Source organism: Mesorhizobium sp. B2-8-5, from assembly GCF_006440675.2.
Classification (GTDB): domain Bacteria; phylum Pseudomonadota; class Alphaproteobacteria; order Rhizobiales; family Rhizobiaceae; genus Mesorhizobium.
In genome coordinates, this window is record NZ_CP083951.1 from 526176 (window position 1) to 552148 (window position 25973).

32 protein-coding genes and 1 tRNA gene are annotated in these 25973 nt (G+C 64.2%); 11 read left to right on the top strand and 22 right to left on the bottom strand.

Annotated elements, in window-relative coordinates; genetic code table 11:
• Positions 1-61: 61 nt before the first annotated feature.
• Positions 62-1372 (bottom strand): ABC transporter substrate-binding protein, encoded by a 1311-nt coding sequence (locus FJ430_RS02410; RefSeq protein ID WP_140646805.1) that lies wholly within the window; start codon positions 1370-1372, stop codon positions 62-64.
• 176 nt (positions 1373-1548) lie between these two features.
• Complete coding sequence (gene gcvA / locus FJ430_RS02415) at positions 1549-2457, bottom strand: transcriptional regulator GcvA (protein ID WP_140702064.1); 909 nt, start codon at positions 2455-2457, stop codon at positions 1549-1551.
• Positions 2458-2669: 212 nt separating this feature from the next.
• Between gcvA and FJ430_RS02420 the strand changes: the two genes are divergently transcribed.
• Positions 2670-2855, top strand: coding sequence for a hypothetical protein (locus tag FJ430_RS02420; RefSeq protein ID WP_140702062.1), 186 nt, complete (start codon positions 2670-2672; stop codon positions 2853-2855).
• A gap of 20 nt (positions 2856-2875) precedes the next feature.
• Here FJ430_RS02420 and FJ430_RS02425 read toward each other — a convergent pair whose 3' ends face one another.
• A complete protein-coding gene (locus FJ430_RS02425) occupies positions 2876-3832 on the bottom strand; it encodes a sugar-binding transcriptional regulator (RefSeq protein WP_140702060.1) in 957 nt (318 codons plus the stop codon).
• Positions 3833-4040: 208 nt separating this feature from the next.
• Between FJ430_RS02425 and FJ430_RS02430 the strand changes: the two genes are divergently transcribed.
• Positions 4041-4673, top strand: coding sequence for an HAD family hydrolase (locus tag FJ430_RS02430; RefSeq protein ID WP_140702058.1), 633 nt, complete (start codon positions 4041-4043; stop codon positions 4671-4673).
• A gap of 79 nt (positions 4674-4752) precedes the next feature.
• On the opposite strand, the gene FJ430_RS02435 is transcribed toward FJ430_RS02430, so the two are convergent.
• From FJ430_RS02435 to ureC, 9 genes are all read right to left on the bottom strand, one after another.
• Positions 4753-5520 carry a class II aldolase and adducin N-terminal domain-containing protein gene (locus tag FJ430_RS02435; protein WP_140702056.1) on the bottom strand — a complete coding sequence of 256 codons (768 nt, stop codon included), beginning with the start codon at positions 5518-5520 and terminating at the stop codon, positions 4753-4755.
• Positions 5521-5594: 74 nt separating this feature from the next.
• Positions 5595-6227, bottom strand: coding sequence for an urease accessory protein UreG (gene ureG / locus FJ430_RS02440; RefSeq protein ID WP_140656020.1), 633 nt, complete (start codon positions 6225-6227; stop codon positions 5595-5597).
• Entirely contained in the window at positions 6224-6664 is a 441-nt protein-coding gene (locus tag FJ430_RS02445) for a DUF3995 domain-containing protein (RefSeq protein WP_140702054.1), read from the bottom strand. Before FJ430_RS02445 ends, ureG begins: the two co-directional genes overlap by 4 nt.
• Positions 6661-7374 (bottom strand): urease accessory protein UreF, encoded by a 714-nt coding sequence (locus FJ430_RS02450; RefSeq protein WP_413467857.1) that lies wholly within the window; start codon positions 7372-7374, stop codon positions 6661-6663. The genes FJ430_RS02445 and FJ430_RS02450 overlap by 4 nt, the downstream gene beginning before the upstream one ends.
• Positions 7325-7885: an urease accessory protein UreE gene (gene ureE / locus FJ430_RS02455; protein ID WP_140702052.1), complete on the bottom strand. Its 561-nt coding sequence runs from the start codon at positions 7883-7885 to the stop codon at positions 7325-7327. Before ureE ends, FJ430_RS02450 begins: the two co-directional genes overlap by 50 nt.
• Positions 7882-8487, bottom strand: a complete 606-nt coding sequence (locus FJ430_RS02460; RefSeq protein WP_140702049.1) for a glutathione S-transferase family protein — start codon at positions 8485-8487, stop codon at positions 7882-7884. Before FJ430_RS02460 ends, ureE begins: the two co-directional genes overlap by 4 nt.
• Positions 8488-8546: 59 nt before the next feature.
• Entirely contained in the window at positions 8547-9140 is a 594-nt protein-coding gene (locus tag FJ430_RS02465) for a hypothetical protein (protein ID WP_140702047.1), read from the bottom strand.
• A gap of 62 nt (positions 9141-9202) precedes the next feature.
• The gene (locus FJ430_RS02470) at positions 9203-9697 is read right to left on the bottom strand and encodes a DUF29 domain-containing protein (protein ID WP_140702045.1); all 495 of its coding nucleotides are present in this window, start codon (positions 9695-9697) and stop codon (positions 9203-9205) included.
• Positions 9698-9761: 64 nt separating this feature from the next.
• Positions 9762-11474 (bottom strand): urease subunit alpha, encoded by a 1713-nt coding sequence (ureC, locus tag FJ430_RS02475; protein ID WP_140702042.1) that lies wholly within the window; start codon positions 11472-11474, stop codon positions 9762-9764.
• A 182-nt stretch (positions 11475-11656) separates the two neighbouring features.
• Between ureC and FJ430_RS02480 the strand changes: the two genes are divergently transcribed.
• Both FJ430_RS02480 and FJ430_RS02485 read left to right on the top strand, forming a co-directional pair.
• Positions 11657-12034 (top strand): hypothetical protein, encoded by a 378-nt coding sequence (locus FJ430_RS02480; RefSeq protein WP_140702039.1) that lies wholly within the window; start codon positions 11657-11659, stop codon positions 12032-12034.
• Positions 12035-12151: 117 nt separating this feature from the next.
• The gene (locus FJ430_RS02485; RefSeq protein WP_140702037.1) at positions 12152-12637 is read left to right on the top strand and encodes a hypothetical protein; all 486 of its coding nucleotides are present in this window, start codon (positions 12152-12154) and stop codon (positions 12635-12637) included.
• A gap of 20 nt (positions 12638-12657) precedes the next feature.
• Here FJ430_RS02485 and FJ430_RS02490 read toward each other — a convergent pair whose 3' ends face one another.
• From FJ430_RS02490 to FJ430_RS02510, 5 genes are read right to left on the bottom strand one after another with little or no spacing between them, the layout of a single operon-like run.
• The gene (locus FJ430_RS02490) at positions 12658-12963 is read right to left on the bottom strand and encodes an urease subunit beta (RefSeq protein ID WP_140655997.1); all 306 of its coding nucleotides are present in this window, start codon (positions 12961-12963) and stop codon (positions 12658-12660) included.
• Positions 12964-12970: 7 nt separating this feature from the next.
• Positions 12971-13564: a HupE/UreJ family protein gene (locus FJ430_RS02495; protein WP_140702035.1), complete on the bottom strand. Its 594-nt coding sequence runs from the start codon at positions 13562-13564 to the stop codon at positions 12971-12973.
• Between the two features lie 25 nt (positions 13565-13589).
• Positions 13590-13844 carry a DUF1272 domain-containing protein gene (locus FJ430_RS02500; RefSeq protein ID WP_140655991.1) on the bottom strand — a complete coding sequence of 85 codons (255 nt, stop codon included), beginning with the start codon at positions 13842-13844 and terminating at the stop codon, positions 13590-13592.
• 5 nt (positions 13845-13849) lie between these two features.
• Positions 13850-14152: an urease subunit gamma gene (locus FJ430_RS02505; RefSeq protein ID WP_140655988.1), complete on the bottom strand. Its 303-nt coding sequence runs from the start codon at positions 14150-14152 to the stop codon at positions 13850-13852.
• 21 nt (positions 14153-14173) lie between these two features.
• The gene (locus FJ430_RS02510; protein ID WP_140702033.1) at positions 14174-15049 is read right to left on the bottom strand and encodes an urease accessory protein UreD; all 876 of its coding nucleotides are present in this window, start codon (positions 15047-15049) and stop codon (positions 14174-14176) included.
• A 202-nt stretch (positions 15050-15251) separates the two neighbouring features.
• On the opposite strand from FJ430_RS02510, the gene FJ430_RS02515 reads away from it, so the two are divergent.
• From FJ430_RS02515 to FJ430_RS02525, 3 genes are all read left to right on the top strand, one after another.
• The gene (locus FJ430_RS02515; RefSeq protein ID WP_041003067.1) at positions 15252-15506 is read left to right on the top strand and encodes an acyl carrier protein; all 255 of its coding nucleotides are present in this window, start codon (positions 15252-15254) and stop codon (positions 15504-15506) included.
• 4 nt (positions 15507-15510) lie between these two features.
• A complete protein-coding gene (locus FJ430_RS02520; protein WP_140702031.1) occupies positions 15511-16719 on the top strand; it encodes a beta-ketoacyl-[acyl-carrier-protein] synthase family protein in 1209 nt (402 codons plus the stop codon).
• A gap of 129 nt (positions 16720-16848) precedes the next feature.
• Positions 16849-17553, top strand: a complete 705-nt coding sequence (locus FJ430_RS02525; protein ID WP_140655979.1) for a glutathione S-transferase family protein — start codon at positions 16849-16851, stop codon at positions 17551-17553.
• A 3-nt stretch (positions 17554-17556) separates the two neighbouring features.
• On the opposite strand, the gene FJ430_RS02530 is transcribed toward FJ430_RS02525, so the two are convergent.
• From FJ430_RS02530 to FJ430_RS02540, 3 genes are all read right to left on the bottom strand, one after another.
• Positions 17557-17880: a hypothetical protein gene (locus tag FJ430_RS02530; RefSeq protein ID WP_140702029.1), complete on the bottom strand. Its 324-nt coding sequence runs from the start codon at positions 17878-17880 to the stop codon at positions 17557-17559.
• Between the two features lie 151 nt (positions 17881-18031).
• Positions 18032-18658 carry a nucleoside triphosphate hydrolase gene (locus FJ430_RS02535; RefSeq protein ID WP_140702027.1) on the bottom strand — a complete coding sequence of 209 codons (627 nt, stop codon included), beginning with the start codon at positions 18656-18658 and terminating at the stop codon, positions 18032-18034.
• A gap of 332 nt (positions 18659-18990) precedes the next feature.
• A complete protein-coding gene (locus FJ430_RS02540; RefSeq protein WP_140702025.1) occupies positions 18991-20097 on the bottom strand; it encodes a hypothetical protein in 1107 nt (368 codons plus the stop codon).
• A 269-nt stretch (positions 20098-20366) separates the two neighbouring features.
• Between FJ430_RS02540 and FJ430_RS02545 the strand changes: the two genes are divergently transcribed.
• Positions 20367-21383 (top strand): D-alanyl-D-alanine carboxypeptidase family protein, encoded by a 1017-nt coding sequence (locus FJ430_RS02545; protein WP_140702023.1) that lies wholly within the window; start codon positions 20367-20369, stop codon positions 21381-21383.
• 276 nt (positions 21384-21659) lie between these two features.
• On the top strand, positions 21660-22586 hold the full coding sequence (locus FJ430_RS02550; protein WP_226892211.1) for an IS110 family transposase: 927 nt from the start codon (positions 21660-21662) through the stop codon (positions 22584-22586).
• Between the two features lie 189 nt (positions 22587-22775).
• Here the strand turns inward: FJ430_RS02550 and FJ430_RS02555 are convergent, their stop codons facing one another.
• The gene (locus FJ430_RS02555) at positions 22776-23225 is read right to left on the bottom strand and encodes a universal stress protein (RefSeq protein WP_140711168.1); all 450 of its coding nucleotides are present in this window, start codon (positions 23223-23225) and stop codon (positions 22776-22778) included.
• A gap of 388 nt (positions 23226-23613) precedes the next feature.
• Here FJ430_RS02555 and FJ430_RS02560 point away from each other — a divergent pair, with 388 nt between their 5' ends.
• Together FJ430_RS02560 and FJ430_RS02565 are read left to right on the top strand one after the other, a co-directional pair.
• Entirely contained in the window at positions 23614-24537 is a 924-nt protein-coding gene (locus FJ430_RS02560) for a DUF1003 domain-containing protein (RefSeq protein ID WP_140711167.1), read from the top strand.
• A 254-nt stretch (positions 24538-24791) separates the two neighbouring features.
• Positions 24792-24868: transfer RNA gene (locus tag FJ430_RS02565), tRNA-Arg, on the top strand.
• 440 nt (positions 24869-25308) lie between these two features.
• Here the strand turns inward: FJ430_RS02565 and FJ430_RS02570 are convergent.
• Positions 25309-25854, bottom strand: a complete 546-nt coding sequence (locus FJ430_RS02570; protein WP_140711166.1) for an invasion associated locus B family protein — start codon at positions 25852-25854, stop codon at positions 25309-25311.
• Positions 25855-25973: the final 119 nt, after the last annotated feature.

A 25973-nucleotide genomic window follows, 5' to 3' on the forward strand; every position in this document is an offset into this window, starting at 1 on the left:
GGTTTCGGGCGGCCACCTGCCGGTCATGATGCGCGACCGGCGTTCGGCACCGGGAGGAGCCTTACTTGATGTAGCCGCCTTCGGTCATCGCCGCGGTGGCCGCGTCCTGAGCCTGCTTGAGGGCATCGTCGACGCTCGACTGGCCGGCAAGGGCGGCCGAGAAGAGCTGGCCGACGGTGGTGCCGAGGCCCTGGAATTCAGGAATGGCGACGAACTGCACGCCGACATAGGGCACCGGCTTGACAGTGGGATGCGTCGGGTCGGCGGCGTTGATGGAATCCAGCGTCATCTTCGCGAAGGGCGCCGCCTTCTGGTACTCCGCATTGGCATAGAGCGAGGAGCGCGTGCCCGGAGGAACGTTGGCCCAGCCTTCCTTCGAGGCGACCAGCTCGGCATAATGCTTGCTGGTTGCCCAGGAGACGAACTTCTCGGCGGCATCGGCCTTCTGGGTGCCGGCGGGGATCGCCAGCGACCATGCCCACAACCAGTTGCCGCGCTTGCCGAGGCCGTTGTCGGGCGCCAGCGCGTAACCGACCTTGTCGGCGACCTGCGAGGCCTTCGGATCGGAGACGAAGGAGGCGGCGACGGTGGCGTCGATCCACATGCCGCACTTGCCCTGCTGGAACAGCGCCAGGTTCTCGTTGAAGCCGTTGGACGAAGCGCCTTCCGGACCGTCGGCCTTCATCAGGTCGACATAGAACTGCAGCGTGTTCTTCCACTCGGGCTGATCGAACTGCGGCTTCCAGTTCTCGTCGAACCAGCGCGCGCCGAAGGAGTTCGACATGGCCGTGAGGAAGGCCATGTTCTCGCCCCAGCCGGCCTTGCCGCGCAGGCAGACGCCGTTCACGCCGTTGGCGCGGTCGGTCATCTTGTCGGCGGCCTGCTTGATGAAGTCCCAGGTCGGGGCATCGGGCATCTTCAAGCCCGCCTTCTCCATCAGGTCCTTGCGGTACATGACGAAGGAGCTTTCGCCGTAGAAGGGCGCGGCATAGAGCTTGCCGTCGACCGAAAGGCCGCCGGCAATGGCCGGGATGATGTCCTTGACGTCGTAGTCGTCGCCGAGCTTGTCGAGCGGCAGGAGCCAGCTCTGCTTGGCCCAGATCGGAACCTCATAGGTGCCGATGGTCATGACGTCGTACTGGCCGCCCTTGGTGGCGATATCCGTGGTGACGCGCTCGCGCAGCACGTTCTCTTCGAGCGTGACCCAGTTGAGCTGGATGTCGGGGTTGGCCTTGGTGAAGTCGTCCGTCAGCTTCTGCATACGGACCATGTCGCCATTGTTGACGGTGGCGATGGTGATGGATTCGGCTTGCGCGGCGAAAGCGAGAGCGCTGGCCGACAACAGGCCCAGGGTGAGCGTGCGAAGTTTCATCAAATTCCTCCCATAAACCAAGTTGAGCATTTGCCTTGGCTTTGAGCAATTACTCACTCGGCATGAATTATGTCAACCCTGAATCTATGCTGCAACGCAGCAGAAATGACGTTACGTAACCCGATTCAGCGATGCGGCCGGTATCTTTGGAGGAGGAAGCTAAGGGGGCCGCCGGATTACGGGCAGGCGATCTCGGCCAGGATCCAATCGCGGAAGGCGCGGATCTTCGGCACGTTGCGACGCGCCGTCGGATAGACCAGCCAATAGGCATGGCCGTCGTCGCCGACCAGGTCGAAGGGCTGGACCAGGCGGCCGTCGGCGATCTCGTTCTTGAACAGGGCCCTGGTCAGGATCGCTACGCCGTGGCCGGCCATGGCCGCGTTCGCCTCATAGGCCTGTGCGCCCATGCTGGAGCCGGGCCGTTTTGCGAGGTCGTGCCCGGTCACGCCGGCGGCCTCGAACCATTGCGCCCACCAGACGTCGCCGGGATCAAGGATCGGCAGGCGCAGCAGATCCGCCGGCTCGTTGACGCCGCCGATGCTCGCCGCGAGCTTCGGGCTCAGCATCGGGGTGAAATCGGCATCGAGCAGCTTGTGCGCCTCTAGGCCCGGCCACTTGCCGCCGCCCGAGCGGATGGCGAGATCGACATCCTCGCGCGCGAAATCGGTCAGGCGGCTCGACGTGTCGAGCCGCACGGCAAGTGCGGGATGGGCGAGCTGGAACGCGCCCAGATGCTGCGCCAGCCAGTTCGAGGCGAAGGTCAGCACGGTGGTGACGCAGAGCAGGCCGTCGGCGCCGCCGCGCGCCGCGGCATAGGCCTGGCCCAGGATGGCGAAGGCCTCGCTGACGGCGGGCGCCAGTCGCTGGCCGGGCTCGGTCAACTCGATCTGCCGTGGACGGCGCAGAAACAGCGGAGCGCCGATGCGCTCCTCGAGCAGCTTGATCTGGTAGCTCGCAGCCGCCTGGGTCATGCCCAGCTCCTGCGCGGCCTTGGTGAAGGACAGGTGCCTGGCCACCGCCTCGAACACCCGGATCGCCTGCAGCGGCGGCAGCGGCGCAAGCTGCGGAGAGCTGAGATCGGGCATAAGGCCTCCTTATGGGTCATGATCGAGGTTTAATTGGAAGCACGAACCGGCCAGACCGATATTTGGGGTCGACGATCAATCCAGTTCAAGCGCCAGAGCGCTTCGCCGTTTCACCGAAACGGCAAATCGCTCTAACCGTCTGATTTTACGCAATTCCGGACGGAAAACCGCTCACACTTTTCCTGGAATTGCTCAAGCGAAGGCTGACGATCATGACCACGGTACAGGAAAAACTCATCTCCACCCCGGCACGCGGTTGGTTTTTCACGCTCGTGCGGGAATTTGCAAGGTTTTCGGGCCGCAGGCGCAGCTATATCGATGTCAGGGAACTATCCGAGCATCTGCAGCGCGACATGGGTTTTCTCGACGGCAACGATCCGCGCGGCCCCTCGCAATAGCCGGCTCTTTTTATGGGCAATCAGCCGTCAAGAAGGGCTTCGGCAGTCCGTTCGTCGGTGACGAGGCCGTTGACCAGCCGGCGGTTGACGGCGGCCAGGATGCCCGGCAGCTTGCGTTCGCCCATGGCCAGAGCAATGACCAGCGACCTTTCCCGCGACGGCAGCGCGGCGGAGGACACCCGGTCGTTGGTGATGCCCTCGATCATGCGACCCTCCCGGTCGTACACCCATCCAACGATTTCGGCGATGCCGCCGGCCTTCTGCAGCGCCTTCAACTCGCTTTCCGAAATGAAGCCGTCCTCGTAGAGGGGTGCCTTAGGCCCGAGGTCGCCGATGCCGACGAAGGTGACATCGGCCTCCGCCGCCAGCGCCAATGTAGGCTGGATCATCGGCTGGTTGAGCAGCATCTCGCGCTCTTCCGGCGAGGACGCAATGACCGGCAGCGGCATCGGGAAGGACCGTGCCTTAACGCGGTCGGCCATGGTGAAGATGACGTTGTAGAAGGCGGCCGAGCCGTCGGGCGAGATGTTGCCGGTCAATGACACGACCTTGTGCTGCGGGCATTCCATCGGCGGCAGTTGCTCGATCGCCGCCTTCAGCGTTCGGCCAGTGCCGATCGCCATGACGATGGGGGCCTCCGAGCGCAGCCGGCGTTCGATCTCGGCCGCCGCCGCCTCGGCGATGCCGATCGTCGTCGAGTTCGAAGCCGGATCGCTCGGCACCACTTCGACGAGGTCGAGCGCGAAGCGCGACTTCAGCCGCGCGGCGAGGTCGAGGCAGTTGGCGATCGGGTGATCGACCCGCACCTTGATTAGGCCTTCCGACATGGCGAGCGATACCAGCCGCTGCGCCGTTTGCCTGGAAATGCCCAATTTGGCGGCGATCTGGTCCTGTGTATTGCCGGCAACATAATAGAGCCAGCCGGCGCGCGCGGCGTCGTCCAACCTTGTGCTGCCGGTGTCCTGTCGCGAATTCACGTCCTGCCTCCCCAACCCCGTGCAACGTTCAAGCGGGCGCCATAGCTTACAGCGAATGCAGCGGCGCGCAATTGTCTATCGAAAGAGCAATTGCTTGGTAATTTTGACTCTGGGAAGGCGGCCGCTTCGCCCCTGTCCGGGCCATTTGCCATGGGGACGGTTTATCTCTACCGGGAAACGCTTTAAGGGATCGGAAAAGGAGCCTCGCGTGATGCCGAAAGCGGTTTTCTGGGACATGGACGGAACGCTGGTCGACAGCGAGCCGCTGCATGCGGCTGCCCTTGCGGCCGCGCTGCGCAGCGTCGGGATTGCGCCGCCGACCAACCTGCATGAGCGCGTGCTGGGGATCGCGGCGTGGCCGGTCTACGAGATGCTGCGCGACGAGTTCGGCCTCGCTCTGCCCTTCGACGACTGGATCGGGCGCAAATACGACCATTATCTGCCGATGGCCGAAACGCTGAAGCCACGGCCCGGCGCGATCGAGGTGTTCAACGAATTGCGGGCGCTCGGCGTCGAGCAGGCGGTGGTGTCCAATTCCGACCGGCTGATCGTCGATGCCAATCTGCGCGCCGTCGGCCTCACCTATCCGGGCATGATGACGGTCAGCCGCAACGACGTGATCGACGGCAAGCCGCTGCCCGAACCATTCCTGCGCGCCGCCTATCTCGCCGGCGTCGATCCGGCGGATGCTTTTGCCATCGACGACAGCCTGACCGGCGCCATGGCCGGACTGGCGGCGGGCATGAAGACGATCTTCTGGCCGGAAGCGCCGATGGAGGGTCCGGCCGGCGCCATCGTCATCAACAGCGCCGAGGAATTGCGCCGAGAACTCGGACTCTGAACGACCGCCAAGGTGGGCGCCGCCCTCATCCGGTCCTTCGGACCACCTTTTGCCCGTGAACGGGGAGAAGGAAAAAGCTTCAATTCCGGTAGACCGGCTCTTCCTCGTCGAGGATCGCTTTCAGCTCGGCCAGATGGCGCTCGGCCTGGCCGGGATAATCGTCCATCTCGCGCGCGGTCTTCTCGGCGATCTCGTCGGAGAGCGTGCGCAGCGGCCGGCCGGTCCACAACGCCTTGATGTAGGTCTCGGCGGCGCGCTCGAAATAGAACATGCGGTTGAAGGCATCGGCGACGTTGTCGCCGATGACCATGACGCCGTGATTGCCCATGACCATCACCTTGACCTTGGGGTCGGTGAGAAGCTGCGAGCAGCGCTCGCCCTCTTCCTCGAAGGCCAAGCCGCCATAATTGGCATCGACGACATGGCGGTTGAAGAACATGGCCGAGTTCTGATCGACCGGCGGCAGCGTCGAATCGGCAAGCGAGGCAAGCACCGTGGCATGGATCGAATGGACATGCATGGCGCAGCGCGCATGCGGGACGTTGCGATGGATGGCGCCATGCAGGCCCCAGGCGGTCGGGTCCGGCGCGTTGGGGCCGGACAGCGTTTCGGGATCGTTGGCGTCGATCAGCAGCAGGTCGCTCGCCTTGATGCGCGAGAAATGCACCTGGTTCGGGTTCATCAGGAATTTGGTGCCGTCGTCGTTGACGGACAGCGAGAAGTGGTTGGCCACCGCCTCGTGCATGTTGAGCCTGGCGGTCCAGCGGAAGGCGGCGGCGAGATCGACCCGCTCCTCGTAATAGGGCAGGTTGCTCAGCGGTTCCTTGTGCAGGTGGGCAAGGCTCATCGAAAATCCTCCTGTTTGGGTGAGAATGCCGTGCGAAGCCGCTGCCAGCAACCGCAAACTGGTAGGTCAGTGGCTTACGCGGCAGGCCGCTCCGACTGCAGCCCGCCTTGCGCGACGATGAAATCGACCACTTCTTGCAAGCCCTTGCCGCGCGACAGATCGGTGAAGCCGAAAGGCCGCTTGCCGCGCATGCGGCCGGCATCGCTCTCCATGATATCGAGGTTGACGTTCACATAGGGCGCCAGATCGCTCTTGTTGATGATGAGGAAATCCGAGCGGGTGATGGCCGGACCGCCCTTGCGCGGGATCTCCTCGCCCTGGCAGACCGAGATGACATAAAGCGTCAGATCGGCAAGGTCGGGCGAGAAGGTGGCGGCGAGGTTGTCGCCGCCGGATTCGATGAAGATGATGTCGAGGTCCGGGAATTTCTTGTTCAACTCGGCAATGGCGCGCAGATTGATCGAGGCGTCCTCGCGAATGGCGGTGTGCGGGCAGCCGCCGGTCTCGACGCCGACGATGCGCTCTTCCGGCAGCGCCTGCAGGCGCGCCAGCATCATGGCATCCTCCTTGGTGTAGATGTCGTTGGTGACGACGGCGATGGAGAAGTCGTCGCGCAGCGCCTTGCAGAGCTTTTCGGTGAGTGTCGTCTTGCCGGAGCCGACAGGGCCGCCGATGCCGATGCGAAGGGGACCGTTTTTCGACGTCATGCCGGAAACTCCGTGATGGCAAGGATTGCGAAGCCCAGCCCGATCAACAGGCAGAGCGGCGAATAGAGGCTTTGGTCGAGCCGCGCGAAAGGCTGTTCGGGCGCAAGCCGGCGCCACCAGGGCGTGAAGCCCGCAATGCCGCGTCCGAGGAAGACAAGGCCGATCATCAACGCCGTGGCCGCAAGGCCTTCCCGTGGAAAGGGCGTGGCGAACACACCAGCGAGCGCCAGCGGCCATAGCGTCGCGAGCGCCAGGCAAGCGGCGACCGCGAGGCTTGCGAAGGTCGAGGGCATCTCGTCGACGCCACGGAAGCCGACGACGGCGCGCGCGCAGGAGGCCTGGTCCGTGCCTGGCCAGATGCCGCCTATGCCCCAATAGACATGCAGCGTGGTGATCAGGAGCAGGACGAAGGAGAGGATCACGGCAAGCACGATCATGAGCGGAACAGCCTGGAGTATTGGGTCTCATGCTGCATCGCCATGATGTCGGACATGAAGGCCGCGCCGCCCAGATCGTCAAGCGTCGAGGCAGCCGCGTGGGCGGCCGTGTCTATGGCCGAGGTTTCAAAGCCGGCTAACAACGTGACGGCGTCGACCTGACCGACGACACCCAGCCTGATCGCAGCCTGCACGAGATTGGAGAAAAAAGCTTGCAGGAAGGCAGACAGCGCCTGCGCGAGGTCGATGCCGCCGCTGCCGGCAACAGCACCGACTGCAACGCAATAGGGGCAGTCGGCCGGCAGACGTCCCAACACCGGAGGCGACCAGGCGGCCGCCGCCTGGAGAAAGGCCGCGCCCTGCAGCATGGTTTCCATGTGCCGCTCCTGCGACCCGGCAAGCGCTTCGGCCAACGCGGCAACCTCACTCAGATCGCCACCGTCGCGCGCACGGCGCCAGCTTTCGGCGAACAGCACGGCGTCGTTCCAGCCGGAGCCCAACTCGACCAGCGTCTCCAGCCAGCCGGCGAGATCTTTCCGATCGGCGATCAGCCCATCATGCACGGCGCGCTCGAGCCCGTGGCTGTAAGAGAAGCCGCCGACCGGAAAAGACGGCGACAGCCAGGCCATCAGCCGCAGCAGCGCGACGCTGGAAAGCCGCTCAGTCATGATGATGGTGGTGGCCGTGGTGGTCGTGATCGTGATGATCATGATCATGGTGATCATGATCATGCGAATGGCCGTGGTCGTGCCCATGCCCGGAATAGGCGCCACGGACCGGGCTGAACGGCTGCGAAACCTCGTTCACCGTGGCGCCGAGGCCTTCGAGCATCGCCTTGATGACATGATCGCGCAGGATGAGGATGCGGTCCGCCTCGATCGCCGCGGCAAGGTGACGGTTGCCGATGTGCCAGGCGAGCTCGGCGAGATGAACCGGGTCGCGGGCGCGGATGTCGTAGACTTCCTCGGATGCTGCGACGATCTCGAGTTGGCGGCCGTCCTCCAGCACCAGCCGGTCGCCATTGTTCAGCGCCACCGGCTCCGGCAGGTCGACCAGCACCTTGTCGCCGCCGGCGGTTTCAACGGCGCGGCGGCGCAGGTGCCGCTCGTCATGCGGCAGCACGGCCTTGTCATAGGGCGCCGCCGAGCCAGCCTCGCCGGCTGGCAACACCGAGACGGCGCGCGGGAATTTGGTGAAATCGGTGGTGATGTTGAGCTTCATTTCATGGCTCCGCCATTAGCTTGGGCACGGGCACGAGCGGGTCGCGACAGCACACGGTCGAAATAGGCATTCACCCGTTCGGAGTCGATCGGGAAGCGGCCTGCGCGGGCCCAGCCGCCCATGTCGCCGAGCAGGACATCGACAGCGGAGAACCGGTCGCCCAGCGCAAAGGGCTTGTCGCCAAGCCACCGTTCCAGCGCCTTTATTTCGGATGCGAAATCATAGGCCGTGGCCGGGCCGACATCGACCCGCACATCCCTGGGCAGCAGGAAGCGGTGGCGCAGCTTGTTCCACAGCGGCGCTTCCAATTCGCTCTGGGCGAAATGCATCCAGGAATCCATCTCGGCGCGGCCGGCGAGACCGGGGTTGGCGCCCATCCCCTTATCGGCGTGCTTGTCGGCCAGGTAGACGCAGATCGCCGCCGAATCCGTGACCTTGAGGTCGCCATCGATCAGGATCGGCACCTTGCCGGAAGGGTTGAGCGCATAGGCCTCCGGCGAGCGCAGCTTCACCTCGACGAACTCGTAGGGCTGCCCGAGCTCCTCGAGCATCCAAAGCACCCGGCTGACACGGGAGCCACGCGATCCGACGGCCTTGTACATGGTTGAACTCTTGCCTTTCCCCAAATCCTAGACCAACGCAGGCATCGGCCCAACGCCACTTATACGATGGTGTCGAAGAGCCGCAGGATGAATGAGACCTGATAGATCAGCGCGGCCGCGACGAAGGCGATGTGGAAGCGGCGGTCGCGCACCAGGATCGCGACGATGCAGAGCGCGACGAAGACCGGCGTTCGGATCAAATATTCGTTGCCGAAGCGGGCAAAATGCTCCGGACCTTTGAGCAGCGTGTCGACGACATCGAGGATATAGGTTGCGCCAAGCAGGCCGAAGAACCAGGCGCGGCGCGAGTAGAAATAGTCCTCGTAGGAGGTGTAGTCGAGCATCGAATCCGGGAATAGCAGCGCGCACAGCAGGAACAGCGTGATGGCGTAGAAGATGATGAAAAGATATTTGCCGAAGGTCCAGTTCTCGATGGCGTAGAGGCCGAACTCCCACCACCAGAAATGCACCAGCATCAACAGCACCGAGCCGACCCAGGCGAGATGCACCGCGTAGAGCCGGTACTGACCGGGGTGCTGGACGATGCGGGCCGTTCCCGAAAGCAACCGCGTGACGCCGAGGCCGATCACCATGCCCATGACGATGCGGATATGCGGGAAGATGTCGTGGGGAGAGGCGATTTCGGTGGGCATGGCCTACTGACAGCGCTCTCGATGTTGGGAGGCCAGCCAACAGGCCAATGCAAAGTGATGTTTCATTCGCGAATAAGTTTGTCCGCTGACCAGGGAACGCCGGGGAAAAAATCATGATCGAGAATTTGGCTGATCGTGTACGGGCAATCGACGGGAAAATCCCGCTCCCTCAGACCGGTCTCGTCGGCCGCTTTCAACTTCGCTATTTTGAATTCCTGACCAAGCTGTTTTCCTGGATAGGTTTTCAGGCTAGGACTCTCGTCGAGTAGATTTTCGATCCGAAATCGCTGTTCGTGGATCGTCGCCAACCAACCGGTTTTGCGTTTTTCAGGCTGAAATTCCCATTTGAGCAAATGCTGGAGCAAGGTGCCCAATCTGCTCGCAATTTCCCTCTTGTCGCTCCGCCCCAAGCTCTCGATCTCCTCGGCAAGATTCTCGCGATCGAGGTCGGAGAGACGACCTTCTCGCAATAGTGCGCCCTGCTCGGCGCACCACTGAGCATAGTCGGTCTCGTAGGGTGTAGACTTATGCCGGCGCTGTATCTGGATCTTGTTCATGACCACATAATGCGCTGTTTTCCATCTCAAGCCAATCGCGGGTATGCCAACCCTGCGATTGGCATCAGAACAGGAAATATCTCTGCGCCATTGGCAGCACGGTTGCGGGCTCGCAGGTCAACAGCTCGCCGTCGGCCCGCACTTCGTAGGTTTCCGGATCGACCTCGACATGCGGCGTGGCGTCGTTGAGCACCATCGAATGCTTGCCGATGCCGCCGCGCGTGTTCTCAACCGCGACCATCGCCTTGTCGACACCCAGCCTGCCCTGCAGACCGGCGTCGAGCGCCGCCTTCGAAACGAAAGTCACCGAGGAGTTGGTCAGCGCCTTGCCATAGGCGCCGAACATCGGCCGGTAATGCATCGGCTGCGGCGTCGGGATCGAGGCGTTCGGGTCGCCCATCGGAGCGGCCGCGATCGAGCCGCCGACCAGCACCATCTCCGGCTTGACGCCGAAGAAGGCCGGATTCCACAGCACCAGATCCGCCCGCTTGCCGACGGTGACCGAGCCGATCTCCTTCGACAGGCCGTGCGCGATGGCCGGGTTGATGGTGTATTTGGCGATGTAGCGGCGGACGCGGAAATTGTCGTTGTCGCCGGTTTCCTGCGGCAGCGCGCCGCGCTGGCGCTTCATCTTGTCGGCGGTCTGCCAGCAGCGGATCGCCACCTCGCCGACACGGCCCATGGCCTGGCTGTCGGAGGAGATGATCGAGAAGGCGCCGATGTCGTGCAGGATGTCCTCGGCGGCGATCGTCTCCTTGCGGATGCGGCTCTCGGCGAAGGCGATGTCCTCGGGGATCGAGGGCGACAGATGATGGCAGACCATCAGCATGTCGAGATGCTCGGCCAGCGTGTTGACCGTGTAGGGCCTGGTCGGGTTAGTCGAGGACGGGATGACGTTGGGCAGGCCGCAGACCTTGATGATGTCGGGCGCATGGCCGCCGCCGGCGCCCTCGGTGTGGAAGGCGTGGATGGTGCGGCCCTTGATGGCCGCCACGGTGTTCTCGACGAAGCCCGATTCGTTCAGCGTGTCGGTATGGATCATCACCTGCACGTCATAGTCGTCGGCGACCGACAGGCAGCAGTCGATGGCGGCCGGGGTCGTGCCCCAGTCTTCGTGCAGCTTCAGCGAGCAGGCGCCGGCCAGCACCATCTCTTCAAGCGCCGCCGGCTTTGACGCATTGCCCTTGCCCGACAGGCCGATATTCACCGGGAAGGCGTCGAAGGACTGGATCATGCGCGCCATGTGCCACGGTCCCGGCGTGCAGGTGGTGGCCAGGGTGCCATGCGCCGGACCGGTGCCGCCGCCGAGCATGGTGGTGACGCCGCTCATCAGCGCTTCCTCGATCTGCTGCGGGCAGATGAAGTGGATATGCGCGTCGAAGCCGCCGGCCGTCAGGATCCTGCCCTCGCCGGCGATGATTTCCGTGCCCGGCCCGATGATGATGGTGACGCCGGCTTGCGTGTCCGGATTGCCGGCCTTGCCGATCGCGGCGATGCGGCCGTCCTTGAGGCCGATATCGGCCTTGACGATGCCGATGAGCGCGTCGACGACCAGCGCATTGGTGATAACGGTATCGACCGCGCCGCCGGCCCGCGTCACCTGGCTTTGGCCCATGCCGTCGCGGATGACCTTGCCGCCGCCGAATTTCACTTCCTCGCCGTAAACGGTGAGGTCTTTCTCGACCTCGATGAACAGTTCGGTATCGGCGAGCCTCACCTTGTCACCGATGGTCGGCCCATACATCTGCGCATAGGCGGCGCGGGTTATCCTGGCCATCAGCGATTGCTCCCGAAATTCAGGTTGCCAAAAGTAAGGTTGTTTGGGCGCGGACTGCACATTGTCGCCATCCAATGGTCACGCAATGACCCGCTCGGCGACACCTTGCGCTCCCATTTGGCGGTTGAGGTGGCCCGGTCAGCCCAAAACGACCGTTTGCCAAATCGATGGAAGGAATATCCATGCTCAAAGCGATTGTTCTCGCCGCAACCGCCGCCACGTTGATGGCGGGCGCCGCGAATGCCCAGCAGCAGCCGACGCCGCAGCCCAGCCCCGCGCCGACCGCGCCCGCCGCGCCGAAGGCTCAGCCCGCGGCGCCGTCGATCCAGAGCGTCAACGTGGTCGACATCACCGAATTGCCCAAGGACACGCAGACGCAGGTCAATCAGATCGTCGCGCAACGCGGCGACGCCGGCCTGCAGACATTGCGCAAATCGATCGACGCGACGCCGAAGGTGAAATCCGCCCTCGAAGCCAAGGGGGTGAGTTCGGCGCAAGTGATCGCCGCCAGCTTGCAGCCCAATGGCGCGCTGACGCTGATCACCAAGAAGGCAAGCTGATTGCGCGACCAGGCGGGCCGCTTCGCGGTCCGCCGGCGAGCTTTTAAAGGGAACCACCGGCCAGGCAGGACCGTTTCGCTGTTTTCGCCCCGCCACGAGTTCAGTCAGGAGCGAGCGATGGCGAACGCCCCGCGCCTTGCGAAATGGAGTTCCGTGATTGCCGCCACGCTTTTCGTGGCCGCGCCACATGTTGCACTCGCGGCGCAGCCGCTGGACAGCGACAGGCCTGCCGCGGCAATCGTCGATTCCAACATCCGCCAGGAGGAAGCGCTCTCCAGGACGGAAGCCGGAAAGGTCATCACCGCCATCGACCGCACCCGCGACAACATCGGCGCGGTGCGCAAGACCACCAAGCTCGACACGGTCGACATCGTCTTCCTGACCGACGCGGCGCGCAGCGAAGGCGGGCCGCCGCCCGTCATCGAGAACAAGGTGAAGCAGCATAAGGACGATGTTGCCGAACTTCGCCAGGAGATCGAGGCGAACGCCCTGCTCTTCAACGCGATCGATTCGCGCCGTGTTCTGGCCGAGGACGTGCTTGCGGTGGAGTTCGACAATCCCCGCAGGATTGTCATCTACGCCGCAGCCAAGCCTCCGAAGTGATATCAGCGCGGCGGCGGACCTCACAACTTGCCCATCACCTTCTGCTGGAAGCCATAGACCTCGCGCTTGCCGCCCAGCGGCACCAGCGTGACATCGCGCTCCTGTCCCGGTTCGAAGCGCATGGCGGTGCCGGCGGCGATGTCGAGCCGCATGCCGCGCGCGCGTTCGCGGTCGAATTTCAGCCCCTCATTGGTCTCGAAGAAATGATAGTGGCTGCCGACCTGGATCGGCCGGTCGCCACTATTGGCGACCTTGAGCGTCACCATGGGCAGGCCTTTGTTCAGTTCGATGTCGCCTTTGGCCGTGATGACTTCGCCGGGGATCATTGCGGCCTCACAGCACGCCTAAGGCAAGGCCGACGCCAACCGCCGCACAGGCAGCGCCGGCGGCGCGCGCCAGGCGGCGGAAACGCGAGCCTAGCCCAAGACCGGCCGCAATGCCGACGCCGTGGAGCAGCGCCGTTGCGGCGGCAAAGCCCGCCATATATTCGAGGCCACTGGCATTTTCCGGCACTTCCGTGCCATGCGCGTGCCCGTGGAACAGCGCGAACAGGCCGATGACGGCGATACCGGCCGAGACCGGCAGGTCGATCGCCAGCGCCACCAGCAGACCGAGCGCCACGACGGAAGCGAGGATGCCCGGCTCGACGAAAGGCACCGGCACATGCAGCATGCCGAGCGCGCCGCCGACCAGCATCACGCCGACAAAGGCGAGCGGCCAGGCCCAGATAGCCTTGCCGCCCCTCAGCGCCGCCCACAGGCCGACCGCGATCATCACGGTCATATGGTCGAGGCCGGACAGAGGGTGCGCGAAGCCGGCGGAAAAGGACGAGGTCGCGCCGACGCCGACATGGGCGTAGGCCGGCATGGCGGCTGCCAGGAACAGGATCGCGGCAAGCGTGGTACGTTTCGTCGAAGCGGGGATCATCTTTCTGCCTTTCCAATTGACCTGGTCAAGCGGCCTTGCGCGGACCGCAGCCTTCGGCCTTGAGCACGCGTTTGGTCGATGGCGGATATTTCGTCAGCTTGGCCGCCGGCCGGATCGGCCGCGGCGAGAAACTGCCGCCGCAATTGGGGCAGACGCCACCCAGCACATTATCCACGCAGTCGGCGCAGAAGGTGCATTCGAAGGTGCAGATCAGCGCATCGGTCGCGTCCGGCGGCAGATCCTTATCGCAGCATTCGCAATTCGGCCTGAGCTCCAGCATCGGTCTCACCTTATGGGTTCGTGCACGGTCACCAGCTTGGTGCCGTCGGGAAACGTCGCCTCGACCTGGACGTCGTGGATCATCTCGGCGATGCCGTCCATGACCTGGGCGCGGGTGACGACATGGGCGCCCGCCTCCATCAGTTCCGCGACCGGGCGGCCGTCGCGCGCGCCTTCGACGACGAAGTCGGTGATCAGGGCGATGGCTTCGGGATGGTTCAGCTTGACGCCTCGCTCCAGCCGCTTGCGCGCCACCATCGCCGCCATGGCGATGAGCAGCTTGTCTTTTTCACGCGGCATCAGGTTCATGCAATGTCCCGGCAATCGAAATCAGAGTGACCACAATTTGGGCAGGCCCGCCCGCCCATTGAGCAGTTCGACCAGCGGAACCAGCCGCTTGCGGAGCTGGTAGCCGTCGCCGGCACAAAGCCTCGCAAGAAGCTTGCCAGATCGGCCGACGCGCCAGAAACTGGCGCCGCCCCCCATAAGGGGATCGCCGATGATGGCGCGGGCCGGTTCCAGCAGGCTTTCGGCCTGCGGCGAAACGAGCAGCAATGTGGCGACGGCAAGCGCGCGGCCGGCCGCCGCCGGCCGCCGCAAAGTTGCCGCGATATCCGGCCCAACGCGAAAATCCTCCGCATGGATCAGCGCGCCGCCTTGGCGGACCCGCCAGCGGTCGTGGAAACTGCCGTTGGTTGCGCGCTCGCCCATCGCCAGCCGGCCGAACAGCGTGGCTTCGAGCACCAATGCCTCGGCATCGTCGCCAAGCTCGACATCCAGCGTGCGAGCGAAGGCGGCGCGGTCGAAAACGATGGTTTCCTGCGGCAGCCAGGCCACGCGGCCGCCCGGATCCACCCGCAGGCGGACGCTTGTCTCGGCCCTGTCGGCGGCGGCGCGATAGACCTTCTCGCAGGCCTGGGTAGTGATGGCGGCGGAGGCGTCGGCGCCGACCTCGATCGTCCAGCCGAGGCGGTCGCCGCCGGTCAGTCCGCCGGCGGTGTTGATCAGCACCGCCTCGAGCGGATCGCCTTGCACCGCCGGCAGGCGGATCTTGGCCGATCCGTCCTGGTAAAGCCGCTGCAGACGCGTCCGGCCGCCGCTTTTGCCGCAGAAAAGCCTGCCTAGGCCGGCAACACGTTGCGCGGCAGGCAAGGAGGGGGCCGCCAGGGGCGAGGCAGGTTGGGATGTCAAGGTGTCGTCGATCATGTCCACGATCCCAGGTTAAGCACTCCGGCGGCTTTGTCGATATCGCTTGTTGCTTGACATCGTTTCGGTTTCTATAGAGGGAAGCCACCTTGGAGCGGTCGCGTGGTGCCTGGCGAGGTAAGGGCGACGGCGTTTGTTGGGTCCGGGGATCAAAAAGGGGCGCTGATCAGTTGGCGTCGGGCAACGACAGGGAAGGAACCGAATGGCTGACCAACTGACGACCGAGATCATCGAAAAGATCAAGGCCCATGCCGATACCGGCGGCGAGGAAATCACCGCGAGCACCGATCTCGGCACGCTCGGCATCCATTCGCTGGAGCTGACCGAGATCATCTTCGATCTCGAGGAAAAATACGGCATCGAGATCGAGATGAATACGGTCGACGCCTGGAGCAATCTGAAGAACGTCGGCGACATGGTCGAGGCGGTTCGCGAACTGATCGCGAAAAAAGCCTGACTTCATGCAAAAACGCGTCGTCATCACCGGCATTGGCGGGATTTGCGGGCTTGGCAACGACGCGCCGGCGATGTGGGAGGCCATGCGCGCCGGCCGCTCGGCCATCGGCCCTATCGACAACCCGTCGCTGCATGATCTCAAGGTCAAGACCGGCTGCGAGATCAAGGAATTGCCGGACCATGGCATCGACCGCAAGCAGGTCGTGTCGATGGACCGCTTCAGCCTGCTGGCGGTGATCGCCGCGCGCGAGGCCATGAGGCAGTCCGGATTGACGGCGCATGCCGACAACACCTACCGGATGGGGGCAATCGTCGGCATCGGCGTCGCGGGCTTCGAGACCATCGAAGAGAATTACCGCGCCATTCTGCTCGAGGGGCGCAACCGCGCCGCGATCTTCACCGTGCCGAAAGTGATGCCGGGCGCGGCCGCCGGCCAGGTCAGCATGAATCTCGGGCTGCGCGGCCCTGTCTTCGGCGCCACTTCGGCCTGCTCGTCCGCCAACCACGCGATTTCCTCGGCCGTCGACCAGATCAGGCTCGGCCGCGCCGACGTAATGGTCGCCGGCGGCACCGAAGCGCCGCTGGTGTGGGGCGTGCTGAAGGGCTGGGAGGCGCTCAGGGTGCTTTCGCCCGACACGTGCCGGCCGTTCTCGGCCGATCGAGCAGGCCTGGTGCTCGGCGAAGGCGCCGGCATGGCGGTGCTCGAAAGCTACGATCACGCGATGGCGCGCGGCGCCACCATTTTGGCCGAGATCGCCGGCGTCGGGCTTTCGGCCGACGCCTCCGACATCGTCGCGCCGACCGTGGAAGGGCCGGAGGCGGCCATGCGTTTCTGCCTGGCAGATGCCGGGCTCAATCCTGAAGATGTCGACTACCTTAACGCGCACGGGACCGGCACCAAGGCCAACGACCAGATCGAAACCGCGGCGATCAAGCGCGTCTTCGGCGAGCACGCGCGTTCGCTTTCGGTATCGTCGACCAAGTCGATGCATGCGCATTGCCTCGGCGCTTCCGGCGGGCTGGAGATGATCGCCTGCGTGATGGCGATCCGCGACGGCATCGTGCCGCCGACCGCCAATTACCGCGAGCCGGACCCGGAATGCGACCTCGACGTGACGCCGAACACGGCGCGCGAGCGCAAGGTGCGCGCCGCGCTCAGCAACAGTTTCGCCTTCGGCGGGACCAATGCGGTGCTGGCCTTCAAGGCGGTCTGATCTAGCGATTCCGTTGACTGTGCACGGCAAGCCGCTTGCCGGTGTATTGATCCGGCCGGCCAGGGTCCTAATTCTTTGTTCACCCGCCATGAGCGCCGCCCCGGCGCCAATCCGCATCCGGAGTTTCCGATGACCGACCTGTCCGCCTTTCCGATCGCCAAGCGCTGGCCGGCCGAGCACCCCGATCGCTTGCAGCTTTATTCCGCCACGACGCCCAATGGCGTGAAGGCGTCGATCGCGCTGGAGGAGATCGGCCTGCCCTACGAACCGCACTACGTCGACATCGGCAAGAACGAGAGCTGGACGCCGGAATTCCTGTCGCTCAACCCGAACGGCAAGATACCGGCGATCATCGATCCGGACGGTCCGGGCGGCAAGCCGATCGGGCTGTTCGAGTCCGGCGCCATCCTGCTCTATCTGGCCGACAAGACCGGCAAGCTCATTCCCGCCGATCCGGCGCGGCGCTACGAGACGATCCAATGGGTGTTCTTCCAGATGGCGGCGATCGGCCCGATCTTCGGGCAGGTCGGCTTCTTCCACAAATTCGCCGGACGCGAGATCGCCGACAAGCGGCCGCTGGAGCGTTACCGCGACGAGTCGCGGCGGCTGATCGGCGTGCTCGAAACGCGCCTGAAGGGCCGCAAGTGGATCATGGACGACGACTACACCATTGCGGACGTGTCGATGCTGGGCTGGATGCGCAACCTGATCGGTTTCTACGAGGCGCGGGACCTGGTCGGCTTCGATGATTTCCCGACCGTCGCCGAGTGGCTGGAGCGCGGCCTGGAACGGCCGGCGGTGAAGCGAGGCCTCACCATCCCGGCGAAAGGCTAAGAGCTATTTCGCCTTGGCCTTGGCGCCGCCGCGGCCGAACACGGACGCCGCGAGCCTCGCGGTCGCGACGACTGCTCCTGTCGCGACGCTGGCCACAGTGCGGATCGGCCCCGATTTGCTAGCCGGCGACTTGGCATGTTTCGCGCTCTTGGCCGCGACCTTGTGGGCCGTGCCAGGCGTCACTTTCTTTGGCGCCGCCTTGCCGAAAGCCGGCTTGGCGTCTTTCGACCGCTCAGCGATTGTGGGGCCGGCGCCAGCCTTGGCCTGCGTCGCCCTGGATTGGTTGGCCCTGCTTTTCTTGGGCGCGGGTTTTCTGCTGGTTGCCATCTGACGGCTCCTGTCATTTTCTTTTTTGCAATTCCGGAGGCAAAGCGATGCACCTTCCTGGAATTGCTCCGGCGCCGGACAATTCGGGATAGGGTCATAACGGCCTGAAAACCTTAAAGTTCCCGCCGGAAAATATTGAAAATTGAGCAGGTTAACCAATAACCAAGGAACCAACGACCATGTCGGCCGGTCGGCGCCGCGCCAGCACCCGCTCGATGTTGGGCATGTCGTTGGAGGCGATCCAGGCACGGGCGTCCTCGTCGGACTTGCCGTGCTCCCGCCAGCGCTCCATCAGGCGGCGCTCGAGCTCGTTGCGCGGCACGTCGACGAAGATGGTGAAGTCGAACAAAGGCGCCAGCCGCGACCACGGCTCCTCGTCGAGCAGCAGGTAATTGCCCTCGACCAGAATGAACTTGGTGTCGGCGCCGACGATTTCGGCCGCCGCGCGCGACAGTTCGATGCTGCGGTCGAACACGGGAATCGCGATATCGGGTTCGCCGGAGCGGATGCGCTTCAGCAGCGTCTCGAAGCCGGCGAAATCGAAGGTTTCCGGCGCGCCCTTGCGAGGTCGCAGGCCGCGGCGGTTGAGAATGATGTCGTCATAATGGAAGCCGTCCATCGGTACGACCTCGGATGTGCCTTCCGGCAGCAGCTCATGCAATGCAGCGGACAGCGTCGACTTGCCGGAGCCGGGCGGACCGGCGATGGCGACGACGAAGCGCCTGGCTCCGCCGGCGCGCTTGAATATGGCGGCTGTGATATGGGCGATCTCGGACATCGGCGGCTTTCCGGCTGCGGTTCAGCCGACATCTTGGCGGGTGTGGATGGAAATTTCAAACCTCGTTCCGAAGTTTCGGCGGCCTGCACGCCTTCGAGATTAGCCGAGGCGTCCATCCCATCGTCATCCACGGGCGGAGCAAGGAGCGTTGCGACGCGGCGCAGCCGCGCGGATCCATTCCGTGCCCTTGAGGGTTGCAACGGCGCAGAATTCTGCTCGGCTCACGCCTTTCTATCGAGGTAACGGCAAGGATTCCAGGGCTCCGCGACAGAGCTTTGCTCCTCGTTCCGCCCTGGAATGACGAATTTCTAGACGCGCTGTCCCCGGACCTCTCACGTAGGAACCGAGCGGCCGATACGCAGGAACCCGCCGTCGAACGGCAGCTCCCGCGCCGCGCCGCCGGCGGTGACGACGCGCAAGCGGTCAGGCGCCGATTCCAGGCCGCCCGGCGGCTCCACACCCGCGAACGGAACCGCGCCGATGACATGGCGGAAGGAGATCGACCGTCCCTCGGCGAGCGCGAAGGCCGTTGCCACGCCTTCATGCTTCAACCAGTTGTCGCCGAGCGAGGCGGCGTGGCCGACGGCAGTGCAGCCGTCCTCGACGCCGAGAACACCGACGTGACGGCCGCTCCAGGGCGCGTAGTCGCGGCCGCCATTGCTGAACCACAGCATGGTCACCGGCAGTTCGGCCGGGTTCTTCAGCACCAGCACCAGGTCCTGCTCGGCGTGGCGGGCTATCGCCGTCCAGCCCGGGCCGCCGTGATCCGCCTCGACCAGGGTTATGAAATCCTCGCGCCTGTCTTCCATGCGATAGTCGGTGAGGTCGGTTGTGCCGCCGGCGGCCAGAGGGACCTTTGTGAGGTCGCTGGCGCGGGCCGGATAGGCCAGCCGAAAACGCCCGCGCGCCGGATCGGGCTCCGGCGGCGTCGGGGGCGTGACGGCCATGCGCTTCGGCGAGAAGGCCAACCGGCCGCCGCCCTTCATCACCGTCATCGGATGGTGGGCGACGGAGATCGCGCCGGAGCCACCGGAAAAGATGTGCTCCTGGTAGAGGAAGGGATGACCGTCGCGCAGCGTGAAGACCTTGTCGATGGTGGCGCCCATCACCTTGCGGCGCAGCCGGAACACGGCCCGCCAGCCGCCGGCAATGGCGCCGTTCTCGACGACGTCCCACTGACTGTTGGCCGGCCAGCCATGCAGGGGCGCGGCCTCGACGTCGCTGGTGGAGAATGGCGCGCAAAGGAAATCGCCGGACAGGCGGACCGTGCCTTCGGGCAGGGTTTCCGGCAGGTTCTCGCGCGGCGAACCGACCCAGGGCGCGCGATGCAGGGGTTTCAGAACGCGGCCGTCGGCTTCGATGTCCATGGCGGCGATATGGCCGACCGCGAGATCGAGCGAGACCGAGATGCCTTTTGCGCCGATGGTGAGCGTGTCCATGAATGTCTCCCGCGAATCTTTGCGCAAGAAAAGCCTGTTCGATGGAGCGCGCGCAAGCGGAGCGACCAGCATTTTGCATCAGCGCGTTTGCGCCCTATGAAATCCCATAGCGGCAAGGGGGGGCGGGGATGGCAAAGCGGGGACGCGCCGGTGTGTCTGAAAGACTGCAAAACCTGGGCAAATGCTTTGCTGTGCGCGTTAACCAGTTGGACGCGGCGGATGGGTTACGCTAGCTTCGCCGCGTCTCAGCAACAGCTTTAGAACAAGTCTTGCCCCGTCCCTTCCTCCAGAAACTCATCGCCATATTGGCATTGCTCGCGTCGCTTGCCGGCTGCACCACCACGCCGCCGGAAAGCGTGCTGGCCGTGCCGGCGCAACCGCAGAAATATGCGGCGATCGTGGTCGACGCTTCGTCCGGCAAGACCCTGTTCGAGGTCAATTCGAGGTCGCAGCGCTATCCCGCGTCGCTGACCAAGATGATGACGCTCTACATGCTGTTCGAGGCGCTGGAGTCCGGCCGCGTCACCAAGGAAACGCGGATCCCGGTTTCCGATCACGCCGCCTCGCAGCCGCCGACGAAACTGCGTTTCCGGCGTGGCGAAACGATCGACGTCGATTCCGCCATCCGCGCCATGGTGGTGAAGTCTGCCAACGACGTGGCGGTGGCCGTGGGCGAATATCTGGGCGGCGGCTCAGAGGACCAGTTCGCCGCCATGATGACCACCAAGGCGCGCTCGCTCGGCATGACCGGCACCAGTTTCCGCAATGCATGCGGCCTGCCCGACGACGGCCAGGTGACCACGGCGCGCGACATGGCGGTGCTGGGCATGGCGCTGGAGCGCCGCTTCCCGCAGCATTTCCACTATTTCTCCGAAAGCGACTTCATGTTCCGCGGCCGGCTGGTGCGCGGCCACAACGACATGCTGGGACGGGTGCGCGGCGTCGACGGCATCAAGACCGGTTACATAAGAGCTTCCGGCTACAACATCGTCACCTCCTACAATGCCGACGGGCGGCATCTGATCGTGGTGGTGATGGGTGCCGATACCGCGCGCCAGCGCAACGATCATGTCGAGGCGCTGATCCAGCGCAGCCTGGGGCCGACGACCGCCGATGCAACCCAGCCCCGACTGATGTATTCCGGGCAGCAACCGGCCTCGCCACTTCCCCAATTGCCGCCGCCGGACTCGGCTTTGCCAGGGCTGCCGCCGCCGGGTTCGCCGGCATCCGATCTGCCGTCGGCGGATCTGGCCTCGCCCAGTGCGCCGCTGCTGCCGACGCAATAGACAAGGCCAACAGGCGCGCCTCCTTGAACGACGGCGAAGCCGTTCCTTCGTCATTCCAGGGCGAAGCAGGAGCGAAGCTCCGTCGCGGAGACCCTGGAATCCTGTGTGTTGGTTCTGGTGTATGGTTTGAAGTGGGAAGGAGACCGAATGAATCCTGGTCGTCCTTTCGGACAGGCCGTGGCATGGCCCGGTCCCTTCCCACCGGTGAACCATCAACCTGAACAGTTGCACGGGGCTGTTCTAAGCAGACCCCGCACCACAGGAAGAGGCGTGGACATGATAGCCCAGAACTATGTCGGCTGCGACATCTCAAAGCAGTGGCTCGATTTTTTTGATGAGACAAGTGGCCGTCTTCGGCGCATCGACAACCAGGCCGACGCGATCGCGGCGTATGTGGCGGGCCTTGATCCCAGTCGGGACTTCGTCGTCATGGAGGCGACGGGCGTCCATGACCGGCTTCTGCGCCATGCGCTGGCCAAGGCCGGCGTGCCGTTCTCGCGGCACAACCCAGCGCATACCCACCACTATGCGAAGTCGACGAGACGGCGGGCCAAGACCGATCCTCTCGACGCCAGGATGCTGAGCGACTACGGCCGTCGCTATCAGCCTGAGGCCGAGCCGGCGCCGCGCGAAGAAGTCGAGCGGCTTCAATCGCTTGCCCGCTACCGCGATCAACTGGTCGAGATGCGGGCAACGGCGAAGAAGCACCTCGCCGAGGCCTTCAATGAGATCGTCATTGCCGATCTGGAAGAAACGATCGCCTACCTCGACACGCGCATCAAGGCGATCGAGAGCCAGATTGCCGAAGTCATTCGTCAAGCCGAGGACACCGCCCGCGATTACACGCTCATGGTCTCCGTGCCCGGTGTCTCCAAGGTCGGCGCATTCTCGCTGCTGGCGCTTCTGCCCGAGCTCGGCCAGCGCTCACCCAAGGCGATCGCGGCACTGGTCGGCCTGGCCCCGTTCGACAACAAAAGCGGCAAGCTCAACCGCAGGAGCCAGATCCAGGGCGGGCGATCACGCGTGCGCCGCGCTCTCTACATGGCAGCCCTCACCGCCATTCGAACCTGTGAGCGCTTCAAGACCTTCTACAGCGCACTTGCTGCCCGCTCCGGCTCCAAGAAGCTCGCCATCATCGCCGTCGCAAGGAAGCTCCTGGTCGTCCTCAACGCCATCATGCGCGACAAAACCGCATTCGCATGAACACAGTTGCCATTCCGTGACCTATGAGCGATCCCACGGTGCAGACCTGATGCGAAAGGCAGCGCAGGCTGCTCTGCACCGCTGTATTCTTCGGCGTAATGGCATGGATACTAGGGTCTGCGCGACGCTTCGCGCCGCTCCGCCCTGGAATGACGAACCGAAAGTGGCTCGCCGCCCTATCCGTAGACCCTACCTAACCACCAGCACGGGGATCTGCGTCAGCGACACCACTTCCGCCGTCTGGCTGCCCAGAACCAGGCGGCCGATGCCGCGGCGGCCGTGCGAGGCCATGACGATGAGGTCGCTGCCTTCACTGGCCGCAACCTCGAGGATCGCTTCGGCGGGCGTGCGGTTCTCGATATGGATGCCCTTGGAGGCCACGCCCTTCGCATCGGCCTCGGCCTTGCATTTGTCGAGCAGCTCGCTTGCATATTTGCGCGCGCTTTCCTCGTAATTGACCAGTTCATCGGCGGCGACGTAGCCGGCCATGGCGCCGCCCCAGGCCAGCGCGGGGAACTGCTCGGAGACGGTGACGAACGCCACGGTGGCGCCGAGGCCCTTGGCCAGCTCCAGCCCGTGTGCGACGCCCTTCTGGGCCAGTTCCGAGCCGTCGGTGGCGATCAGGATTTTCTTGTACATGGTGGCTACCCCTCATTTGCGGGGCGATGCGCGCCCCAATTGGCGGGAGCCTGAACGATCAGGCCTGATTTGGATATAGTCAGCCTATCAGGCCAGCCACAGGGGCCAGCTTGATCTGGATCAAGGCCAGCCGGCGAAGACGATTGCTCCAGGGGAGATCGGATAATCGCGAACGGCGCTCTCCCTCTCATTTCGACTTCGACCGAGCCGAGACGGAGCGGGGGCAGCGCCGACCTATGCAATTGCGCGTGGCGGCTGGCGACGCCTCTCACCTTCCCACCCAATCACAAGAACTTGTTCGGTCACACGGGATTCACACTGGCAATGGATATGCTGCGCCGGCTTGGCGTATCGTAGCCGCAAAAGCCCGCGAACAGGAGCACCGACCATGGCAGGCGACCCGAAGGCGTCCGCGCAAGTCCAGGCCGACAACGAGAACGACATCGCCGGCGAATATCTCGAGGCGGAGACCGTGCCGGAGGATGCGCAAGCCGCCGCCGACGAGATCCTCGAAGCGCCGGAAGTGCCGGATTCCGAACCGCATGTGCCCGGCCGGATCAAGCCGAAGAAAAAACCCTCGGCGATCAGCGGCAGAAAGTTCCGCAAGCGCGACCTGGTGCGCGTCGATGATCTGAGGCCCAGCCTCGCCGACCGCATCCGCTCCGACCATCCAGACCTGCCGCGCGGCGCCCGCATCAGCCGCGAGGAGCTCGGCCGCTACCGCATGCGCTACATGGAGGAATTGCTGCAGCAGGAGCACGGCGAATTCTCCGAGCTCGACCGCCAGGTGGTGGAATCGATCGCCAGGCAAGACACGATCTCGGAAAACTCGGAAGAGGAGTTCGAGGAGCACCGCTCCTTCGCCGACCGTATCTCCGACACCATGGCCGAGTTCGGCGGCAGCTGGTGGTTCCTGATCTCGTTCGGCGGCGTGCTGCTGATCTGGATCGGCATCAACCTGATCGCCGGCCTGGCGCACGCCTTCGACCCCTACCCGTTCATCCTGCTCAACCTGATGCTCTCCTGCATCGCCGCCATCCAGGCGCCGGTGATCATGATGAGCCAGAAGCGGCAGGAGGCCAAAGACCGGCTGCGCTCCTTCAACGACTACCGGGTGAACCTCAAGGCCGAGCTCGAAGTGCGGCACCTGCACGAAAAGCTCGATTACCTGATCTCGCGCCAATGGCAGCGCCTGGCCGAAATGCAGCAGATGCAGCTCGACGCCATGCACGAGCTGGCCGGCGCGAAGAAGCAGAAGCGGGCGACAAGGGCGGTGCGGAGGAAGACGGCGAAGGTGCCGGCGGAGGGATGAGGAGCTAGGGTTCCTCGCCCCCAAAAAGTGGGGGGCCGAAGGACAAGCGAGACCCGCGGCTCGCCCCGGAACGGAGGCTCGACGAAATCGAGACGGAGAAGGGGGCGCCATCTCCGATGGCCTATCGGTCGGACAATCGACCCATCACAGGCCGCCGCACAATCGCCAATTGGCCGTTGAAGCTAGGTGCGGCTTCCGCTAAGAAGCCGTGGCTGGCCGGCTTACCGGCTGGTTCGTTTTCCGGTTTCCGGGAAGCACCCGTAGCTCAGCTGGATAGAGCGCTGCCCTCCGAAGGCAGAGGTCACAGGTTCGAATCCTGTCGGGTGCGCCAAATTATCTTTCTATTTCAATCGGTTACGCCAATTCTGACTTACCTTGCTTGCCTGGAGACTGCCCACGCAACCAACAGGGCTCTCTTTCCGCTGCTTTCGTGGAGCAAAGGTCGCGTAATCATCGTTCGCATGACGTGCCCGGCACTGATTCCACGGAAAGCGGTTGCTGGGTCCTGCCCATAAAAGCAGCGCTCAAGTGTGTTTGGTCTGTCGAGGAGCTTGGGCGGCAGTTTCGGCAGAGACGGTCAATTGGGCTAGAAAGCCGACTTTTGCGCCTAAAGCGCGTCGCGTCGAAACGGATTCAGGCGACGCGCTTTTAAGCCTTTATTTTCATGCATGTCGTTATCGCAAAACCGCTGCACACTTTTGCGCGACATGCATTTGCTTTGACCGGCAATAGACCTCAATCAGCGACTCGTCATCAACCCGAAGACGGCGATCACTTCAACAGCGCCACCGTCCTGTCGACGGCGCTGGGGAAGCCGTTCAGCGAGAGCGCCAGATTGGTCTCCTTCCCCCCGTCCGCGATCACCTTGACCTTGAGGCTTTTGCCGTCGCGCAAGTTCGCCAAGGTCTCGGCGTCGAAACTCAGATCGACGAGGCAGCCGCCGGGCAGGCAGGTGCGGAAGCGCAGCGGCGGCAGGGCCGGGCCGTCATCGATCTGGAGCGTCACGCCCTGGTCCAGCGCCAGGCCGAATGGCAGCACCAGCGTTCCCTGGACGGCCTCGCCGGCCGGGCGCAGTTCCATCGCCAGCACGCGCTGGCGCGACTGGCTGTCGGTCTGTTCCTGCGACAGCGCGCAGACCTTCACATTGGCGCCGTTCTGGGTGGCGAGATTGCACGAGACGGTCCAGTCGCCATGCCCTTCCCTGAGCGAGGTCGCCCCGCCTGGGAGGGCTGCCGTGTCTTGCGCGAAAGCGGCCGCAAGCGAGAGCAGGCTTGCGGCGATCAGCGTGGCATATCCAATTCGGCTGTTTCGTATCATCTCGTTTCCATCTCTCAAAAAGTCGGACCGCCCAGAATGCGAACGACGAATGCGAACGACAGAGAATGCGCATTTCCGCGCGCATTCTGATTGCTCGACCCGGGCTTTGCCCGATGCCT

What these genes read in the sequence shown, in the direction of transcription:
- FJ430_RS02410 (WP_140646805.1), bottom strand. Translation starts at nt 1,372, where the DNA reads ATGAAACTTCGCACGCTCACCCTGGGCCTGTTGTCGGCCAGCGCTCTC.
- gcvA (WP_140702064.1), bottom strand. Translation starts at nt 2,457, where the DNA reads ATGCCCGATCTCAGCTCTCCGCAGCTTGCGCCGCTGCCGCCGCTGCAG.
- FJ430_RS02420 (WP_140702062.1), top strand. Translation starts at nt 2,670, where the DNA reads ATGACCACGGTACAGGAAAAACTCATCTCCACCCCGGCACGCGGTTGG.
- FJ430_RS02435 (WP_140702056.1), bottom strand. Translation starts at nt 5,520, where the DNA reads ATGAGCCTTGCCCACCTGCACAAGGAACCGCTGAGCAACCTGCCCTAT.
- ureG (WP_140656020.1), bottom strand. Translation starts at nt 6,227, where the DNA reads ATGACGTCGAAAAACGGTCCCCTTCGCATCGGCATCGGCGGCCCTGTC.
- FJ430_RS02445 (WP_140702054.1), bottom strand. Translation starts at nt 6,664, where the DNA reads ATGATCGTGCTTGCCGTGATCCTCTCCTTCGTCCTGCTCCTGATCACC.
- FJ430_RS02450 (WP_413467857.1), bottom strand. Translation starts at nt 7,374, where the DNA reads ATGATCATCACGATCACGACCACCACGGCCACCACCATCATCATGACT.
- ureE (WP_140702052.1), bottom strand. Translation starts at nt 7,885, where the DNA reads ATGAAGCTCAACATCACCACCGATTTCACCAAATTCCCGCGCGCCGTC.
- FJ430_RS02460 (WP_140702049.1), bottom strand. Translation starts at nt 8,487, where the DNA reads ATGTACAAGGCCGTCGGATCGCGTGGCTCCCGTGTCAGCCGGGTGCTT.
- FJ430_RS02465 (WP_140702047.1), bottom strand. Translation starts at nt 9,140, where the DNA reads ATGCCCACCGAAATCGCCTCTCCCCACGACATCTTCCCGCATATCCGC.
- FJ430_RS02470 (WP_140702045.1), bottom strand. Translation starts at nt 9,697, where the DNA reads ATGAACAAGATCCAGATACAGCGCCGGCATAAGTCTACACCCTACGAG.
- ureC (WP_140702042.1), bottom strand. Translation starts at nt 11,474, where the DNA reads ATGGCCAGGATAACCCGCGCCGCCTATGCGCAGATGTATGGGCCGACC.
- FJ430_RS02480 (WP_140702039.1), top strand. Translation starts at nt 11,657, where the DNA reads ATGCTCAAAGCGATTGTTCTCGCCGCAACCGCCGCCACGTTGATGGCG.
- FJ430_RS02485 (WP_140702037.1), top strand. Translation starts at nt 12,152, where the DNA reads ATGGCGAACGCCCCGCGCCTTGCGAAATGGAGTTCCGTGATTGCCGCC.
- FJ430_RS02490 (WP_140655997.1), bottom strand. Translation starts at nt 12,963, where the DNA reads ATGATCCCCGGCGAAGTCATCACGGCCAAAGGCGACATCGAACTGAAC.
- FJ430_RS02495 (WP_140702035.1), bottom strand. Translation starts at nt 13,564, where the DNA reads ATGATCCCCGCTTCGACGAAACGTACCACGCTTGCCGCGATCCTGTTC.
- FJ430_RS02500 (WP_140655991.1), bottom strand. Translation starts at nt 13,844, where the DNA reads ATGCTGGAGCTCAGGCCGAATTGCGAATGCTGCGATAAGGATCTGCCG.
- FJ430_RS02505 (WP_140655988.1), bottom strand. Translation starts at nt 14,152, where the DNA reads ATGAACCTGATGCCGCGTGAAAAAGACAAGCTGCTCATCGCCATGGCG.
- FJ430_RS02510 (WP_140702033.1), bottom strand. Translation starts at nt 15,049, where the DNA reads ATGATCGACGACACCTTGACATCCCAACCTGCCTCGCCCCTGGCGGCC.
- FJ430_RS02515 (WP_041003067.1), top strand. Translation starts at nt 15,252, where the DNA reads ATGGCTGACCAACTGACGACCGAGATCATCGAAAAGATCAAGGCCCAT.
- FJ430_RS02520 (WP_140702031.1), top strand. Translation starts at nt 15,511, where the DNA reads ATGCAAAAACGCGTCGTCATCACCGGCATTGGCGGGATTTGCGGGCTT.
- FJ430_RS02525 (WP_140655979.1), top strand. Translation starts at nt 16,849, where the DNA reads ATGACCGACCTGTCCGCCTTTCCGATCGCCAAGCGCTGGCCGGCCGAG.
- FJ430_RS02530 (WP_140702029.1), bottom strand. Translation starts at nt 17,880, where the DNA reads ATGGCAACCAGCAGAAAACCCGCGCCCAAGAAAAGCAGGGCCAACCAA.
- FJ430_RS02535 (WP_140702027.1), bottom strand. Translation starts at nt 18,658, where the DNA reads ATGTCCGAGATCGCCCATATCACAGCCGCCATATTCAAGCGCGCCGGC.
- FJ430_RS02540 (WP_140702025.1), bottom strand. Translation starts at nt 20,097, where the DNA reads ATGGACACGCTCACCATCGGCGCAAAAGGCATCTCGGTCTCGCTCGAT.
- FJ430_RS02550 (WP_226892211.1), top strand. Translation starts at nt 21,660, where the DNA reads ATGATAGCCCAGAACTATGTCGGCTGCGACATCTCAAAGCAGTGGCTC.
- FJ430_RS02555 (WP_140711168.1), bottom strand. Translation starts at nt 23,225, where the DNA reads ATGTACAAGAAAATCCTGATCGCCACCGACGGCTCGGAACTGGCCCAG.
- FJ430_RS02560 (WP_140711167.1), top strand. Translation starts at nt 23,614, where the DNA reads ATGGCAGGCGACCCGAAGGCGTCCGCGCAAGTCCAGGCCGACAACGAG.
- FJ430_RS02570 (WP_140711166.1), bottom strand. Translation starts at nt 25,854, where the DNA reads ATGATACGAAACAGCCGAATTGGATATGCCACGCTGATCGCCGCAAGC.